The organism is Bradyrhizobium sp. 33ap4 (assembly GCF_032654765.1).
Classification (GTDB): Bacteria; Pseudomonadota; Alphaproteobacteria; order Rhizobiales; family Xanthobacteraceae; genus Bradyrhizobium; species Bradyrhizobium australafricanum.
In genome coordinates, this window is the sequence record NZ_JAUMTJ010000053.1 from 25562 (window position 1) to 42338 (window position 16777).

Below are 16777 nucleotides of genomic sequence, written 5' to 3' on the forward strand. Positions count from 1 at the left end.
GGCTTGTGGATTTCCTACCCGCCAAAAGCGTCATCGGCCGGTTCGACCTATCCCCGATTGCACCCTGACACTATTGTGCCAAAGTCAGGTGGAACGCGCCGCGCTGCCGGGGTTTGGAGGAATAATGGGGCCATATCAATCAGAAATCCGAGACAGCGAGGTGCGCGCCCTGCTGCAAAAGGTCAAATCAAACAGCTACGGTTCGTATCTCAGGCGGATGAAGCTCGCGAAAGCGAGGGCATTCGCGGGCGAGGTCGTCGATTTCGAGTTCCCCGTTACTGCATTGATCGGCACTAATGGAGGCGGAAAGTCGACGATCCTCGGCGCTGCGGCGATCGCTCATAAATCTATTCGCCCCGCACTATTCTTTCCCAAAAGCTTCATAGGCGACGAGACCATGTCGGATTGGGGCATCAGCTTCGACATTGTCCAAAAGAGCAAAAACCCCACTCAGCTCATTCAACGCAGCGCAAAGTTCAAGCGATCAAAGTGGGTGAGAGACGACCTGATTGAAAGGCCGGTCTTGTACTTCGGTATCCAACGAACAGTTCCAGCTGGCGAACGGCGGGAGTTTAAGAAGCTGGCTACTGTGAACTACAAGTTCTCTGGCAAACGCAGCCAACTAACGGCAGAGGTCCAAAAACAGGTCGCAAAAATACTCGGCAAAGATGTTTCGAGATTCGAGCATGCGGCGATATCCAACTCGCAGAGCTTCTACGTTGGCGGTGACGGAACGATCACGTATTCCGAATTCCACTTTGGTGCCGGAGAGTCGTCTGTCATCCGCATGGTGAGCGAAATCGAGTCCGCGCCCGACAATACCCTCATCCTGATCGAAGAAATCGAGAACGGCTTGCATCCTGTGGCCGTTCGCCGAATGGTCGAATACCTAATCGACGTGGCGGGACGCAAATCGACGCAGTCAATTTTTACGACGCATTCGGAAGATGCTCTGTTGCCGCTACCACCCGAAGCGATTTGGTCATCGATTGACGGCAAGGTACGACAGGGACGGATTTCAATCCAAGCTCTCCGCGCGATCACGGGCCGGATCGACGAGTCGCTCGCGATCTTTGTAGAGGACTCCTTCGCCAAGGAATGGGTCGAAAGCATAATCCGAAATCTCGTCCCAGAGCACATCGACGAGATCGGAGTTTATGCCGTCAGTGGCGATGGGCAGGCCTATGGCATCCACACCTCGCACCAGCGCAATCCGGCAGTTTCAGGGAAGTTGAAATCGGCCTGCATCCTAGACGGTGACAGCCCAAAGCCCGCCGATGAAGCCGCTGGCGTCATCAAGTTGCCGGGCCAAGCTCCCGAGGCCGAGGTTTTCAACTACGTAGCCTCAAACCTCGACACGCTATCGATGAAGCTCGCCGTTGCCCTGCATCTCCAGCCCGATCAGGAAGAAAAGGTACGGAGAATCGTTATCGAGGTAAATCAAACAAATCGCGATCCTCACTTGCTGTTCAGCCAAGTCGGGCAAAAGGCAGGATTGATCCCGGTCGCGATAGTCTCGTCAGCCTTCATCGGTCTCTGGATGGCTGGCAATCCAGCCGAGGCACGCCGAATAGCTGATTTTATTGCCGGCAAGGCCGAAGAGGAGCCCCTGCGAAAGTGATGCTGCAGGTCGTCATCCCGCGATGCCAACCTATCCTCAATCTTAAGACTCAGACCCATTATTCGGAATTTTGCATTAAGTGGCCGACGAAAAAAATAACAACGATACGAACGCCGACGCAGTGTCCGCGAGCACTTTCTTGGAGAGCCTCTACGGAGACCCGCTCAGCGAAGAAACCATGCGCACGGCTCGACATCTGGTCGTAACATCGGCAATCTGCATGACGGCTGTTCTCTTCAATGTCCGTCTTCTACCTACGAACCTTATCCCGTTAGACTTCGGAGGACGCTCTGACGTGCTATCGATGCTGCTAGCACTCGGCGTCCTCTTGCTGCTGGTTAGTTTCATGCTCCGTGCATCGACCGACTTGATGCGTGATCGTGAGACCGGTGTGCTGGTGACTCGATATATCGAAGGAGAGCGCACAAAGGCCGCTCTCGCCTCGGCTCAGTCCGCCGATGACGACATGGTCCAACAGGAACGCGAGATACGCGACGGCCACTATGAACCGGACCCGGAACCTTGGTGGGATGCGTATGGCAAAGTGGAAGATGCCGCAAATGCTGCCGTAGAAAAGGCGGAGCGCCGCATCGGGGTCAGACAATTACCTCGCGTTCTAAGGCAGGTGCGCAAGGGTGCGGAGGTCTGCGTTCCTGCTGCGTTCGCGCTTCTAGCGCTCATTCTTGCCCGAACATCGCTCGAGGGATTCATGAAAGCTTTGGTCGGCGCTTTTCTGCCGTAGCCGGGGAATCCACCAATGGCCCGTTTGATCAGTTGGCCAGCTCTCGGAATTGCCGTCGCGGTCGCGCTCGTTGGCTTCATTGGCGGTGGCATCGTCTATCAAGCAAAGCGCGACGATTGGGCCGCTGCCGATCTCTCAGAGATGCGGGCCTACCGCGTCTCGCAGATGTCGGACGAAGAGATTCGAAAATTGCGTGCTGATGCGCTCGCAGAACAGGAAAACCTAAAACGTTACGACAAAGAGCTGCGCGCTAAGGCGCTGCAGGATATTGGTGCACACCAACAGCGCTGCGACGACCTCGTCTATCGGACCCGCAACGCGAATGAATGCAGTCGAGGGATTCCCCTCGGCATGATGTACGATACGACCGGCGTCACGCCATCGGTCGATCAGCTCTTCGAGGAATCCTTGCTCGGTGTCTGCCGCTTCGTGAAGACGAGACAGGATGCCCGCATTAACAAGTGCCTGCCGCCGGCGCCCAACTAGGATCGACGCAGCCATCGCACTTCTCTCGCCTATCTCGGGAACATCGGTCCTCGGATGTAAACGATCTTCGCCGGCTTTCCCTCGCGATATTTAGGGCGCGGCGGTAGAAGCGGCGCGCCGAAAAGCTTCTCGCGCGCCGCACCATTGTGGCTGATCGACCATGCCCAAGGGCCGCAGATCGAGTCGCCACAGACAATGAGCCCCCAAACCAGACCATCGTAACCCTCACCCGCGTCAACCGTTGCGCCGCCGATAGGCTATCGCTGCCAAGGAGGCGTAGCCAGGGGCCAGCGCTGGCACGAGTGAGGCGTTCTGCGACAGGCCGTCCCTACCAAACCTCCCAATAGAGCTCCCGCGCTTTCGGAGGCCTCCCTTGGCCCTTCGAGAAGCGCGCGCGCTAACCAAGGTCTGGCGGAGGGGCACGTAGCCTCGTCGCCTTTGCCGATTTCAGGATTCCACAAATAGTTTAGTGATGGGCACGGAAAGCGCCCGTGCGATTCTCGCCATGACTAACAAACTGGGATTTCGACGGCCCCGCTCAATGCCACCGACGTAAGTTAGATCTATTTGCGCCTCGAATGCGAGCTCCTCTTGCGTCATGCGCCTCGATTGCCGCAGCCGTCGCACGTTTCCCCCTACGATGCTGCACCAATCCTGCATTGCAGGATCGGGCACCATGGGGCATATAGTCTCTAGGGAATATAGTCCATATCGCCTCTTTTTTGCGATATGGACAGCGCGCAGCTATCGAAAACTCATGAAGTCTCAAGCGTCAGACCTAGAGCCGTTCATTGAAGTACCCGGTGTGGCCTCGCCCCACGCCGGCGTGTACCGGTTTGGGTATCGGTTGGACGGGGCAATCGTTTCGGCCGTCGATCTGCCGGCAGAGACGGTCGAGAACCTCTTAATCTCGAAAACGAGGCTGTCGGTGCGCATCACGCCATGTGGCGAGATTGTCCCAGGACTATCGAATGTTCTTGGTGAAGTTGGCCACGCAGCGGAGATCGTCTTTTCGATTGATGACCTTATGAGCGACACATTGAGCGCGGAAACGCTACGAATGGAGGAGGCAACCCTGGAAGACCTCGCACTTCTGTCCAGCCGACTCGAACGCGCGATCGCCTTGGTAAGAACCGCCATAGATCGGGCATCAAATAGTTGACCCAACTTGGCCTTCAAGACGCGTTAACATCTATCGAGACAGAACGTCGTCTAAACTGCGCCTGAGCTCGGCTGGTACCGGTGTCGTATTTCGGACCGGATCGCGTCTTCAGTCACCAAGTGTTTGCCGCCGATCCTGACCTGTTCGACCATGCCGGCAGGGCCACGGAAAAGACGACAGGCCTCACCGAGATCCCCGAATGCCTGCGCCGACGTCACGACTGCCTTGTCGATACCGGACGGACTTAGTTCGGTCGCGTCCAAGAAAGGGGACAGCTGGCTCGGCGTCGCAACTAACACCCTGTCTTTGCCGGGCACAAGATCCAACGGACCCCACAGGGTCCACCAGCGGCCGCGCCAGTGAGCGGTCTCGGGTCCCGGGGCACCGACATCGTGGATGGTCTTTAGTATGTGGATCACGCCCTCGAACCAGACATTCGCGAGACCGTCTATGGCGTTGGTGAGGATGCTGATCGCGATATCCTGCTCCGGCAGAACCACCGAGCGCGTCAGCGTTCCCTGGAAGGCACCGGCATGACCAACCCAACCCCACGGACCTGGCGGACCTGAAATCGTGCCTAGACCGTAGTAGCGCTCCAGCTGTGAGTGGGCATCGCGCCAATGGCGTCGCGTCATCTCGCGGCGGCTTGCCGCCGTCAATATGCTCGATTGGGCGCCGGGAGAAAGCTGGCCGAAAAACCGCGCGAGGTCGCCGGCGGTAGCCGTAAAGCCTGTCGCCGAGGCCATATCGTTCGTCACATTGTCCCCGGGGATGACGAAGCGCCGACCATAGGGTTGGCGCGTCGAGTGGCCACGGGCGAATGGACGACAGACGGTCGGATCGAAATCGGGCGTCGTCTCTGTGAGGCCGGCTGGGGCGACGACGTGATCATGGATCCACCGGCCATACGGCTCACCGGTCACCTTCTCGATGACTTTACCAAGCAACGCGAAACCGTGATTGGAGTATTTGAACGTGACGCCGGGCCCGAGCGGCTGTGGCGCGGAGAGATCGGCACGAAACTCCGCCTCGCTCAGGAAGGGACGGCGGTCCGAAAACTGACCGCCGTCAGGCCCGTCGCGGGTCAGGCCGGCCGCATGCGAAAGCAGCTGCGAAATAGTGACATCAAAAACCTGCGGCGTAAGATCTGCCAGATACTCACCCAGGCGGTCGTCAAGCCAGATCTTATTGCGCTCACGCAACAACATGATCCCAGCCGCCGTGAACGTCTTCGAGTGCGAGGCGACGCGGAAGCGATGACTGGGGGTGAGTGGTTCGCGGGTTGCGAGATCGGCCAAACCGCTCGCGTGTTCAAGCAGCACCTGACCTTTGTGAGCGATCGCCAGCGAGACTCCCGGCTGATCGAACAGTTCCCGCTGATAATCAATCCAGGTGGGGATGTAATCGAGGGCAGAAGAGAGCCAGTCTGACATGGATGCTTGAAACCTATCGGAGGGAGACCTTCGGGCTGTTCCGCGGCACATTGCAGGCTGGATCGAACGCGCGGTCAAGTCTCGATTCAAGCCCGCGTCTTATCGACCTATATCGTTCGTCCCTCTTCCCGCGCGCCAGCATCTTAACTCCGAGCAGCTTCGACGACTGCCATACAGGAGTGGTCGCGTTGAAAACATTACCTCGACGTTGGGCGTGACTTGGAAGCGACCGTCACGCGGCAGTTCCGTCGGTACGAACCCCATTCCGAAAATTCGCATGCGCTGCTGTCGGCGAGATGTTGGAATCTCCGCACAGCACATCCGAACGGAGTATGCAGACGAATTTCACGAAGACACTGCGCCACTTGAACACATTGTGGCGATACGTAGCGCGCTTATGGCGACAATTCTTGGATGTCCAGACAACGACTTAGCCGTGCTTCGGCACCATTGCTTTTATCTTGCGCTCTCCTATTCTTCACGTTCACCCCGCTCACGCTTCCTCTCTCTGCCGCGACAAGGCCATTGCATCGACGTCACGTAGCGTTACCGATCGCGCAAATCCCGATGTGCCGTGCAGGGTTCCACGTTCATCGACGGCACAGTTTCGCTACAGCAAAACGAGGCGTCGACGCTCCTGGAAGCCGACGAAATAACGCGCCCGGCGATCGAAAATCGGAGCCAGGTCCGACGCGAAATGCCGGTCGCTCGGCCCAAAATACCGTCCCAAAATCCATCCGATCGATCGCATTTTCTCAGGCCGGGAAGCCCCCCTTCCAAGCGCAAAATCCTCTTCCGCTTCCCCTCAAAGGCGCGCAAGGCAAGCAAAAAAGCCCCGCCTCCGAAGAGGCGGGGCCGATGATCCGTCAGGATCAGTCGCCGCTGCGGCGGGACCAGATCAGGCTGAAACCTTCCTCACCTTCGACCTTGACCAGCGATGCGTAGATCGGGGCCGGGAAGCTCGGATCGTCGAGCTTGACCGAGAGATATTCGCGCTCGCTGTCGCGGACGGTCTTCTTCCAGGCGGCGCCGAACTCGGTCGCGCCCGCGAAGATGCGGTAGTCGGGCGCCTTGTCGTTGTCCTTTTCGGATGCCGTGAACTTGGCCTTGATGTTGAGCGTCAGCGTCTTGATCGAGCCGGTGTATCCGTTCTCGGAAGCGGTGAAAGTGCCGATGGTCGCCATGATAATCTCCGTCTGTTTGCTCGGGCCACGTCCATCGCAGCCTCGATGGCGATCCCTTGCCCGGGGAGCGATCGGCCCGCAGCCTTTAGGCCCGCAGCGCCAGCGGAGGACGGCGAAAGCCCGCTTTTTTGTCTCCCCGCGAGGAATGCCGCCCCCTTCGCGGCAGGGAAAAAAGCAGGCGTGAGCCGTTGCGGGAAGGCGATCGAGGCCCTTGCCGTCCCCCGGGCTTGATCAGCCCAATCGAGGGTGCGTTGGACGCGAGCCCATGACGAAATTGAAGAAGATTTCCATGGCGACGGCCGGTTACGCGGCATTGACAACGGCTACAGCGGCTCGGAGAAGGCGATATCCGCACATCACTCGCAGTGAAAATTCAGCCGGATGAACGCAAGGGAACCAGCCCCATGTTCGCATAGAAAACCGGTCACACTGCCAGAGCTATTGTCCGCCCGAATGCGCTCTCGACAGGCACGGTGAAGGCACGATCCGTGCTTCCCGGCCCCGGTCTGCGCCTCGCTGGTGAGGGTCGACGGGTACGCGGTACAGCCACCCTGGCTACTGCAATGGGTATTAATCAGGCGGATCGTACCCCTGATCGGAGCGGGCGTTTGCGTGGGGAGTCGGCGCTTTGCATCCATGGAATCGGCCGCGCGCCGTCAGGTGCGCGGCCGAAAATTTTGATCACGCCGGGGCCGCCTGAGCGGCCCCGGCACCGGTCTCACTCCGCAGCTTCCGGTCGGAATTTGCTGCTTTCCGCCTCGCTTTGCGCGTCGGCTTGCCCCTGCGACACGGCCATCCGCAGCAACGTCGGCAGCCAGCCGGTCGCCGCCAACAGCTGCTCCGCAGCTTGCGCCATGTCGGCCTTCTTCAGCGCCGTCAGGCGCTCGGCCGCCTCCCCGCCGACGCCTTCGCGGACAGCTTCCAGGATGTTCGCCTTGGTGACGCGGCCGAGATAACTGCGCACCGTCGGACGCCAGTAGGCGGTCATGTCGAGAGCCACGGCCTCGGCCAAACGGCGGGCCGCCGCTAGCGCCCGCGGCCTCCGGTCGAACGGCAATTTGACCGCATTGACCGTCAGAGCGACGCAATGCGCGAACAGCGCCATGCGGCTGTCGTGGTCGAGCTCGGCCACGAACCCCCATAGTCCGGCGACGTCTCTGGGCACCTGCCGCGCCCAATTGCCATGGCGATCCGACCAAGTTTTGCCGGCCGGCGTGTCCTCGATCCCGTCCGCATGCGCAGCCAGATCGGTCCGCACCGGCTGGATGCCGACCACATGCGCGTTCGCTCCGAGATAGAAGATTTGCGCGGCGAGCGCATGGGTGACCGCCACGATGGCAACATCAGGCTGCTCGCTCAAATTGAGGCGCAGCCCCAAGGTTCGGTGCGCGGTCAGGTCGCGAACAAGGGCGTCGGATAGCTTCTGGTCCTCGTCTTCCTCGTCGCTCGATTCCTCGCCGTCTTCGCCATCCGGCGCGCCCTCCTCACCGTCCCGACCCTCCTCCTCCCGCGCCTCGGCGCCGCCTTCCGGACCGGCTTCGGACTCGGGTTTCTCGTCCTCCGGGCGGATGAAACCCCGCTCGACCCGCACCGTACCGTCGTGATTGAGGACCACGAAGGCGCCGCCGCGCGCGACGTCGGTGGCATCGTAGGCCTGTTGTTTCGCCTCCAGCCGCTCAATTTCGGCCTCCAGCTCGCCGAACCGCGCGTCCACGTCGTCGGGCAGTTCCTCGGCCGACTGATGCTGCTCGGTCAGCCGGTCGAACTCGGTCTGAACCGCCTGGAGGGCGGCCTGATCTTCCGCCGAAAGCTCGACCGGATGCGGGTAGACCCTGCGCATGCCATGGGCATGCGGGAAGTCGAGATGGGCTTCCGTCCACTTCCATCCCTCGGCCGCCCGCAAGGTATCCGCCTCGCGGTCGAGCCTTGCGGTCGCCAAGAGATCGAGCAGCGAGACGTCCTCCAGATAGCCGCCACGATCCTCGGTAAAGAGGTCGCGCAGCACCGTGCCGCCCGCTTCCGTATAAGCCTCGAGCCCGACGAAACGCGCCCGCCGATCCGTGGCAGGAACGTGGGTTTCGGTGAGCAGACGGCGGATGGTGCTGGCATCCGGGTCGAAGGGCAGGCGCTCATAAACGGCCTCCTGCCGGGCATGATCGTCCGTGATGGCAAACGCCATCAGCTGCTCAAGGGTCAGATCGCCGTCGCGATAGAGCTGCACCAATTTGGGCGAAACCGCGCCAAGCCGCAGGCGCTGCCGCACCACATGCGCGGTGACACCGAAGCGAGCCGCGATCTCCTCCACACCGAGGCCACGCTCATCCGCGAGCTTCCGGAATGCCTCGAACTCGTCGGCCGGATGCATGTTCTCCCGGGTGACATTCTCGTCCAGGCTGATTTCGTGGGGGTCGTTCGCGGTATCGATGACGCAGCGGATCAGCTCGTTTTTCTTGATCTCCTTGCGCTTGACCCGCAGCAGCTGGGCCAGCCGACGGCCCTCCCCGATGGTCACACAGAAGAACCCCGTCGCCGCCCCCTCGCCGTCGACCTCCGGCTCGACGACCAGATTCTGCAGGATGCCTTTGACGGCGATGCTCGCCGCCAAGGCCTCGATCGCCGCCTCACTGTGTGGCGTCCTGCGGGCATTCTTCGGCGACTTCTTGAGCTTGCCGAGCGGAATGCGAACCTCTGTTCCATCAGGTATTCCAATTGACTTGGCCGACATGATCGATCTCCCTTTTTGGCTTCATGGGTGCAGGCGCACTCCGCGCCTGCGCCCCTGCCCGTCGGCGAGACCGGGGGTAGCAAGTGCCAGGGCGACCCGAGTGGAGGGGGTTCGCCCGCCCGAAGGGCCGCTTCGCAAGAAGCGGGTCTGCACAAGCGTGCGCCCACGTCGTCCAACGTTGTCAGAGCGAGAACAGCGCGGAAGACCGGGGAGACCGCTCGAGTCGGCGCCGGCGCTTCACCCTGGCGCGCGCGAGGGGCAGCGCCCCATAGCTTCGACGATGAGAACCCTGCGTAATCCGAAAGAAGTGAAATCAAGCCAAGCGTGACAAAATCAAAGGAGGCAGCCGACGACAGGGCAGTGATAGCGACGCGGTCATGCAATGACCGCGGGCACCGAGGCGACTGCAGTCGCGAGACCGGTTAACAAGGCACACGAGCGCGGGACAGCGATAGCGACGCCGGCATGCAATGCCGGCGGGGCCCGCGAGCGAGTGCCTCCGGCGAGCGACACATTAATATATTGCGACATATTGCGAGCGTGATGAGCGTCATATGCGCTTGCGCGAGGGATCGCAGCCGGATGGGCCGAGACGTCACACACGGCGCGGTTCACAAGAGCCCGGTGCGGCCATCGCCGCACGCACCCGGACAGGAACACGATGACCACCTTTGACGAACCTGGATCTTCCTGCGAGCCATTGTCACCGCGTCACTGATCTGCGCGTTGGAGAAGTTTTCTGCAACTCTTCTTTCTCCTGCCCCGATGCCTTCTCGAAGTCGCAAACCCAGTCTTCCATCGTTATCTCGCACAGACGCGCAAGGCTGAGACGAGCAAAGAGCATCGGACGTCATCATTGAGCTCGCAGCCTCGCGAATCCCAGGCATGTGCTAGGAGGGGAACGAATTGCGGGCAGAGCGATTCGTCTGTCAGGAGCGAGTTCGATGCTGACAACGAGGGAACGAAGGCCAGCGATACGGACGCTGCGTGGATGGGCGATCCACGTGCTTCAGGAAGCGGGTGCGATCCGCGAGTGCGAGGAGCACGGCTGGATGCAGGATCGCGCCGATCCGCATGCGCGGGATCGGGCCTTCGATATCGCCCGTAAGGATCCACCGGCGGGCTTCTCCACTGATGAAGCCGTGGCCGAGGTTCGAGAGGTCCTGGATTCGATCGGCGATACCTGCCCCGAATGCCCCTGATTCAGGAAACGCGGGCTATTTAAGCGTACGGGACATTCGTCGCATGGCCCCGTTCTCGAGATACACAACACCGTCCTGGGCACCGCTATCCACGAACTCCGCGACAAAGGCGCGCGCGATATCGTCCTGCTCGATCACGCCAAACCGTCCCGGAATCAGGCGTCCGAGCCAGGCGACATAGCTCGGCGTATGCGCGTTACCCGCGATGATTCCCGGCCGAAAAATCGCGAGACGTTGGAAGCCTGCCGCTTGAACTGTCTCTTCCTTGAGCCCCATGATCCGCACATAGCGGATTCTGCTTTGCGACGTGCTTCCGACGGCCGAGAGCAAAGCAAACCGTGTGATGCCGCCAGAGCGGCAACCGCGGGCAAAGCCACCGACCACGCCGATCTCAAGGGCTCTTAGCTCCTCTTCGCTCCATTTCAGGCTGCCTTGACCGACACCGACACAGCATGCCGCGAGGACAGGATCGCCCCGCGCAATCAAGCTTTGGGCAAGCTCGGTCACCTCCAATGGAAACTCGGCAGCTGCGGTATCCAGAACCACCTGCCGCACCCGGGGATCAGCGCTCAGAGAAATCGCCCGGCGATTGACCATCAAAACTTCGGCGCATGAGGGCTCCGCAGCCAGCGCTCGCACCACCGCGGCGCCCACCTGCCCCGTGCCGCCGATGATCAAGACACGAAATGCCATGCCGTATCTATATCAGCAAAAATCGGCAAGACGACCTAGGCTGACTTGCGCTGCGGTTTCGCGGCCGGCTTCTTTGCGGCAGCTTCCTTCGCGGGTTTCTTGCCGGCGATCGGCATCAGCATTTCCTTTTGACCGCTTGCGGACTTGCGCGGCTTCCTAGCCGGCCGGGATGCATTTGCGGCCTTTTCGTTGCCGATGCTCTTGCGCAGCGCGTCCATCAGATCGACGACGTTCTCGCCACGCGGCCGCGCTTTCGCGACAATCGGCTTGCCGGCGCGCTTCCTGTTGATGAGGTCGATCAGGGCCGTTTCATACTGGTCTTCGAACTTGTCCGGCTCGAAGTGACCCGACTTTTGATTGACGATATGCTTGGCGAGATCGAGCATGTCCTTGGTGACTTTGACATCCTGGATGTCGTCGAAATACTCGGCCGCGGAACGCACCTCGTAAGGATAGCGCAGCAATGTTCCGATCAGGCCCTTATCCATGGCCTCGAGCGCAATGATGTGCTCGCGATTGGTCAGCACCACGCGTCCGATCGCGACCTTGTTCATCTCGCGGATGGTTTCGCGGATGACGGCGAACGCATCGTGCCCCACCTTGCCGTCAGGACAAAGATAGTAGGGCCGGATCAGATATCGCGGATCGATCTCGCTGCGGTCGACGAACTCGTCGATCTCGATTGTTCGCGTCGATTCCAGCGCGACGTTCTCGAGCTCCTCCCTGGTCACCTCGACGAATGTGTCGTCGTCGACCTTGTAGCCCTTGACGATGTCCTCATTGGCCACCTCCTCGCCTGTATCGGCATCGACCTTGGCGTATTTGATCCGGTGGCCGGTCTTGCGGTTGAGCTGGTTGAACGAGACCTTCTCGGATTCGGACGTCGCCGGATACAGCGCGACCGGACAGGTAACGAGCGAGAGCCGCAGGAAGCCTTTCCAGTTCGCGCGGGGGGCCATGGGAACTCCGATACTGATGCCGGATTCAAGACGATCCGCAGGCCTTGGTTCCGACATCACGGCCTTCCCATCAGGACGATTTTTTCTCTGCGATCATCCGAGCGGACTCGACATTTGTTCTTGTTATGTTCTAATTCGGCATGACCGACCGACCCGCGAGCTGGCGTATGCCGACCCCGAAGCAGATGGAAAAGCTGGCCGCCGAGGCCGCCCGCAGACCGGCTCCGCCCGCTCCGGCTCCGGATGCACCGCTTCCCGCCAAATACTGGGAATCGGTGCTCAAGGATCCTCGCGCCGATGCGGCCGATGCCCAGATACGGCAACGGCGTCTGTCTGAGATTCGGCGTCACGTCCTTCGCGTGGCGTGCCGCCGCTGCGAGCGGATCGTCGAAATCCAGACAGCCGATGCAGTCCGCTTGTATGGCCGCGACGCGATCTGGAAGGACGTCGCGCAGCGGCTGCTCGACAACACCTGCCGGCAACGAACCGGCAGGCATGAGGAAGACGGGTGCTGGCCGGCGTTTGAGGCGCCGTAGCCAGCACCAGGTCGCCGATCGGATCTCTTTGCGCCGGTGTCTGGATGACCCCGAAATACCACCCCACGCCCTTGTCGGGCAGCGGCCGCAAGGCGCTGAAAAAGGAGCTTGGCAAGGCGCGCGCAATGGCGAGCATCCTGGCCACCCGATCGGCAGAAATGCGGGCGAAGGGGGAAGCACTCGTCCAGCAGGCGGACAAGCTGCTGTGCGAGAGCTGGAACGAACGCATGTGGTCCGACGGAGAGCCGATCGATCCCTCCCCGACGATCGACCAGGCCTTAAATGGAGGCTTCGCCTGGCTCGAAATCAGATGCGAAGCTTGCAAGACGCCAAGTGACGTTGACCTCGCGGCCATGAAGAATCCGCGGGCCACCTTCGTACATGATCTCGCCAGCCGGCTGCGCTGCCGAAAATGCACCACGGCGGGCCGGCGTCCCTCCGCAACTCTGTTACAACTGGCGGGGCAGCCGCGCCACTCTCCGACCAAAGCCTGACCGATGTGCAATCTCTATTCGATCACGACCAATCAAGCTGCCATCGCCGCGCTGTTCCGCGTCGTGAACCGGTACGTCGGCAATCTGGCGCCGATGCCGGGGGTTTTTCCCGATTACAAGGCGCCGATCGTGCGCAATGGGGCCGAGGGCCGCGAACTCGCGACGGCACGGTGGGGAATGCCGTCGTCGCAGCACGCCATGATGGAAGCAACCAGGAAGCGCGCGGCAAAGCTCGAGGCGAAAGGTAAAACGGTTGATTTCAAGGAATTGCTGCGGATGGAGCCGGACGGCGGCACGACCAACATCCGCAACGTGAAGAGCAGGCACTGGACGAGATGGCTCGGCCCTGAAAGCCGCTGCGTGGTGCCGTTCAACTCCTTCAGCGAGTTCAACAAGGCTGAGGGCGGCGATATCTGGTTCGCGCTCGACGAGAGCCGTCCCCTCGCCTGCTTCGCCGGCATCTGGACCAGCTGGACGTCCGTCCGGAAGGTCAGGGAAGGCGAGACGACCAATGACCTCTACGCGTTCCTGACGACGGAGCCCAATGCAGAGGTCGGTGCCATTCACCCGAAGGCGATGCCGGTGATCCTCACATCGCCGGTGGAGGTAGACGTCTGGATGACGGCACCTCCGGACAAGGCACTGAAATTGCAGCGGCCGCTTGCCGACGGAACACTTCGGGTCGTCGCCCGCGGCGTCAAGGAAGATATGGCCGGGCTCGGGACGTGACCATCGAGATCGATGACGACCAGGCGGTTGCGCCGGTCCGGCAGCGCAAGATCATCCACAACGACATGGACGCATTCTATGCGTCCGTCGAGCAGCGGGACAATCCAGACCTGCGTGGCAAGCCGGTCGCCGTTGGAGGGTCCCGCGAGCGCGGCGTCGTGGCGGCGGCCAGTTATGAAGCCAGAAAGTTCGGAGTTCGTTCGGCCATGCCGTCCGTCACGGCAAAACGACAATGCCCCGATCTGATCTTCGTCAAGCCGCGCTTTGAGGTCTACAAGACAATCTCGCAGCAAATCCGTGAAATCTTCGCTGAACACACGCCGATTATCGAGCCCCTGTCACTCGACGAGGCGTATCTCGACGTGACCGACAACCTGCAACGCATCCCGTGGGCGCGCGACGTCGCGCTCGCTATCCGGGCCAAGATCAAGGCCGAGACAGGTCTCAATGCTTCGGCCGGCATCTCCTATAACAAGTTTCTGGCAAAACTCGCATCGGATCACCGCAAGCCGAATGGCCAGTACGTCATCACGCCTGAAATGGGCCCGGCATTTGTGGAAACCCTGCCCGTCGGCAAATTCCACGGCATTGGTCCTGCGACCGGTGCCAGGATGAATGCCCTGGGCCTCTACACGGGGCTCGATATGCGCAATCAGTCGCTCGCATTCATGCAAGCCAATTTCGGCAAGGCCGGTGCGTACTACTATTGGATCTCGAGGGGCGTCGATAATCGTGAGGTCCGCGCGGATCGAATCCGGAAGTCGGTCGGCGCAGAGACCACTTTCTCAAGCGATTTGACCGAATTCCAAACGTTGGCCGCCGAACTGCAGCCACTTATCGACAAGGTCTGGCGGCACTGTGAAGACAAGGCAGCGCGTGGCCGAACGGTGACCCTCAAGGTAAAGTTCAACGACTTCGAAATCATTACGCGCAGCAGGTCGGTACCTGCCGCGGTTTCGAGCCGCGCGGAACTCGAACGACTGTCGATCGCGCTGCTTCAGAACGAGATACCCTTTTCCAGGTCAGTCCGCCTGTTGGGGGTTTCGCTTTCGTCCTTACAAGGCGACGATGCGGCGCCGCAACTTGACCTACCGATCTGAAGGTCGCGGCTGACACGGACGTCGCCAATCCGGACGATACGTCTTTATCTCCACGCTGTGGAAATCCAGATTGCCGATGCGGTTCTATTGCATGGCCGCAACAAGGTCGGCAAGGACGCCGCGCATCGGCCGGTCGACAACACCTGCCACCAGCGCACCGGCAGGCATGATGAAGACGGTGCGGGCCAACATTTGATCCGATGCAGTGCTAGTCTCGATCAGACGTCATTTGTCCGTATCGACGGCCCAGTACCGGATGCTACCTTCCGCGCCGGACCGACGAGATGAGCGCGATGAGCTCTCATCTCGCCGGCTGCGCGTCATTTCACAAGTGCATCATACGCTCGAGGCCGGCGCAGCCTTCATCGCAGGCTCCGATTCCGCGTCGGCCTCGAAGCCCTTCGCGGACAGATCGCGACCGAGCGTTTCAGGAAGCAGAAGAGAAGCCAGAATGAAAGTAGCTGCGGCAGGAAGGGCCACGGCGACCATGCCGTTCAGCAGGCTTCCGCCGAAATGAGCAGCCGCAAGGGGCACGATCACTGGCGCGATGCTGCCAAGGCCGCGTCCGCCCATATAGAATGTAGACACCGCCGTTGCGCGCAGGTTGACCGGATAGAGCTCCGAGATCCAGACGCCCGTCACGCCGAGCGCAACATTGCCAATACCGAAACCGATATAGAGCCAGAACATCGGCCACTCGGTCTTCGAGCCGGCGTAGAGCTGACTTCCCCACACCGCCATGCCAACCAGGGATCCGACCCAAAACAACGCCGGCACGAGAGCACCGAACCGGCGGCCAGCCCTGTCGTTGAAAAAGCCATTGGCGAGGTAGCAGATGCCGCTGACCACCGAAAGAAGAACGGCCGTGGTGCGAACGACATCGCCCGGCGTGTGCATGTCCCGGAGCAACAGCGTCGGAATGAAGGAGACGACGCTGTAGTAGCAAAGCATGTAGCTCATCAGCCACACGAAGGCAGTGACGGTCTGCCGCGCCAGACCATTGCGGAACAAGTCTGCAAGGGGAAGAGTGCGGGCCGCGGCCGCGACCGGACCGGCCTTGCGTTGCGCCTCGTACTCCAGCCAGATCTTCGACTCAGGCATGAAGAAGCGAATGAAGATGATCAGCAGGATCGGCACTCCGCCGCTCAGCAAGCCGATGCGCCAGCTCCACTCGTCGCTGAACGTCGCGATAAGCCAGATTCCGACGATCGAAGCCGTGGACGATGCGATCACGGCGCAGCCCTGAAGCGCAGCTGCTCCCAAGCCTCGGCTGCCTTTTTTCCAGGCCTCATTGAAAAGCACCATGCCAACGCCGTACTCGCCGCCAAGACCAATGCCGGTGATGAACCGAAGCACCGCAAGCGACCAGTAATTCCATGCGAAGGCGGAAATGATCGCGGCGACCGAGAACAGCGCGATGGTGAGCTGAAGCGAGGTTTTCCGGCCAAGGCGATCACCGATGACGCCGAACAGGGCCCCGCCGATCGCCGATCCGAATAGTGTCAGGGCCTGCAGGGAGCCGATCTCTGTCAACGATAGCGACATCGACCGCTGGATCGCGGGCAAGAGAAACGGAAAGATCAGGACATCATAGAAGTCGAGAATGTATCCCAGCATCGCCGAGATCATGATCGAATACCGTTGCCTGGCCGTGTAATCTTCCGCGCCTGAGAGGGTTTTGGACATGCAATGCGTTTCCCGTTGAAAGAGC

General features: G+C 60.7%; 16 protein-coding genes. 9 read left to right on the plus strand and 7 right to left on the minus strand.

The genetic code is table 11. The annotated features are described in order from the left end of the window. The first annotated feature begins 88 nt into the window (after positions 1-88). From Q2M23_RS32445 to Q2M23_RS32455, 3 genes are all read left to right on the plus strand, one after another. Positions 89-1621, plus strand: coding sequence for an ATP-dependent nuclease (locus Q2M23_RS32445; protein WP_316398238.1), 1533 nt, complete (start codon positions 89-91; stop codon positions 1619-1621). A gap of 79 nt (positions 1622-1700) precedes the next feature. Then, positions 1701-2363 carry a hypothetical protein gene (locus tag Q2M23_RS32450; protein WP_316398239.1) on the plus strand — a complete coding sequence of 221 codons (663 nt, stop codon included), beginning with the start codon at positions 1701-1703 and terminating at the stop codon, positions 2361-2363. 15 nt (positions 2364-2378) lie between these two features. Next, entirely contained in the window at positions 2379-2849 is a 471-nt protein-coding gene (locus Q2M23_RS32455) for a hypothetical protein (protein ID WP_316398240.1), read from the plus strand. A gap of 447 nt (positions 2850-3296) precedes the next feature. On the opposite strand, the gene Q2M23_RS32460 is transcribed toward Q2M23_RS32455, so the two are convergent. After that, positions 3297-3527 carry a helix-turn-helix domain-containing protein gene (locus Q2M23_RS32460; RefSeq protein ID WP_063709270.1) on the minus strand — a complete coding sequence of 77 codons (231 nt, stop codon included), beginning with the start codon at positions 3525-3527 and terminating at the stop codon, positions 3297-3299. Between the two features lie 79 nt (positions 3528-3606). On the opposite strand from Q2M23_RS32460, the gene Q2M23_RS32465 reads away from it, so the two are divergent. Further along, entirely contained in the window at positions 3607-4011 is a 405-nt protein-coding gene (locus tag Q2M23_RS32465; protein WP_316398241.1) for a hypothetical protein, read from the plus strand. Between the two features lie 50 nt (positions 4012-4061). Here the strand turns inward: Q2M23_RS32465 and Q2M23_RS32470 are convergent, their stop codons facing one another. The 3 genes from Q2M23_RS32470 to Q2M23_RS32480 form a co-directional block, all read right to left on the minus strand. Then, positions 4062-5444 carry a serine hydrolase domain-containing protein gene (locus Q2M23_RS32470; RefSeq protein ID WP_316398242.1) on the minus strand — a complete coding sequence of 461 codons (1383 nt, stop codon included), beginning with the start codon at positions 5442-5444 and terminating at the stop codon, positions 4062-4064. An 872-nt stretch (positions 5445-6316) separates the two neighbouring features. Next, positions 6317-6628 (minus strand): DUF736 domain-containing protein, encoded by a 312-nt coding sequence (locus tag Q2M23_RS32475; RefSeq protein WP_229191564.1) that lies wholly within the window; start codon positions 6626-6628, stop codon positions 6317-6319. A gap of 718 nt (positions 6629-7346) precedes the next feature. After that, entirely contained in the window at positions 7347-9353 is a 2007-nt protein-coding gene (locus Q2M23_RS32480; RefSeq protein WP_316398243.1) for a ParB/RepB/Spo0J family partition protein, read from the minus strand. Between the two features lie 944 nt (positions 9354-10297). On the opposite strand from Q2M23_RS32480, the gene Q2M23_RS32485 reads away from it, so the two are divergent. Beyond that, positions 10298-10555, plus strand: a complete 258-nt coding sequence (locus Q2M23_RS32485) for a hypothetical protein (RefSeq protein WP_316398244.1) — start codon at positions 10298-10300, stop codon at positions 10553-10555. A gap of 15 nt (positions 10556-10570) precedes the next feature. Here the strand turns inward: Q2M23_RS32485 and Q2M23_RS32490 are convergent, their stop codons facing one another. Together Q2M23_RS32490 and Q2M23_RS32495 are read right to left on the minus strand one after the other, a co-directional pair. After that, positions 10571-11248, minus strand: coding sequence for a hypothetical protein (locus Q2M23_RS32490; protein WP_316398245.1), 678 nt, complete (start codon positions 11246-11248; stop codon positions 10571-10573). Positions 11249-11283: 35 nt separating this feature from the next. After that, the gene (locus Q2M23_RS32495) at positions 11284-12207 is read right to left on the minus strand and encodes a Ku protein (RefSeq protein WP_316398246.1); all 924 of its coding nucleotides are present in this window, start codon (positions 12205-12207) and stop codon (positions 11284-11286) included. 140 nt (positions 12208-12347) lie between these two features. Here Q2M23_RS32495 and Q2M23_RS32500 point away from each other — a divergent pair, with 140 nt between their 5' ends. The 4 genes from Q2M23_RS32500 to dinB are packed head-to-tail and all read left to right on the plus strand — an operon-like array spanning position 12348 to position 15066. Next, on the plus strand, positions 12348-12743 hold the full coding sequence (locus Q2M23_RS32500) for a hypothetical protein (protein WP_199805267.1): 396 nt from the start codon (positions 12348-12350) through the stop codon (positions 12741-12743). A 44-nt stretch (positions 12744-12787) separates the two neighbouring features. Continuing rightward, positions 12788-13237, plus strand: a complete 450-nt coding sequence (locus Q2M23_RS32505; RefSeq protein WP_316398247.1) for a hypothetical protein — start codon at positions 12788-12790, stop codon at positions 13235-13237. A 3-nt stretch (positions 13238-13240) separates the two neighbouring features. Further along, entirely contained in the window at positions 13241-13966 is a 726-nt protein-coding gene (locus Q2M23_RS32510) for an SOS response-associated peptidase (RefSeq protein ID WP_316398248.1), read from the plus strand. Then, positions 13963-15066 (plus strand): DNA polymerase IV, encoded by a 1104-nt coding sequence (dinB, locus tag Q2M23_RS32515; protein ID WP_316398249.1) that lies wholly within the window; start codon positions 13963-13965, stop codon positions 15064-15066. Before Q2M23_RS32510 ends, dinB begins: the two co-directional genes overlap by 4 nt. A gap of 336 nt (positions 15067-15402) precedes the next feature. On the opposite strand, the gene Q2M23_RS32520 is transcribed toward dinB, so the two are convergent. After that, positions 15403-16752 (minus strand): MFS transporter, encoded by a 1350-nt coding sequence (locus Q2M23_RS32520; protein ID WP_316398250.1) that lies wholly within the window; start codon positions 16750-16752, stop codon positions 15403-15405. Positions 16753-16777 lie beyond the last annotated feature (25 nt).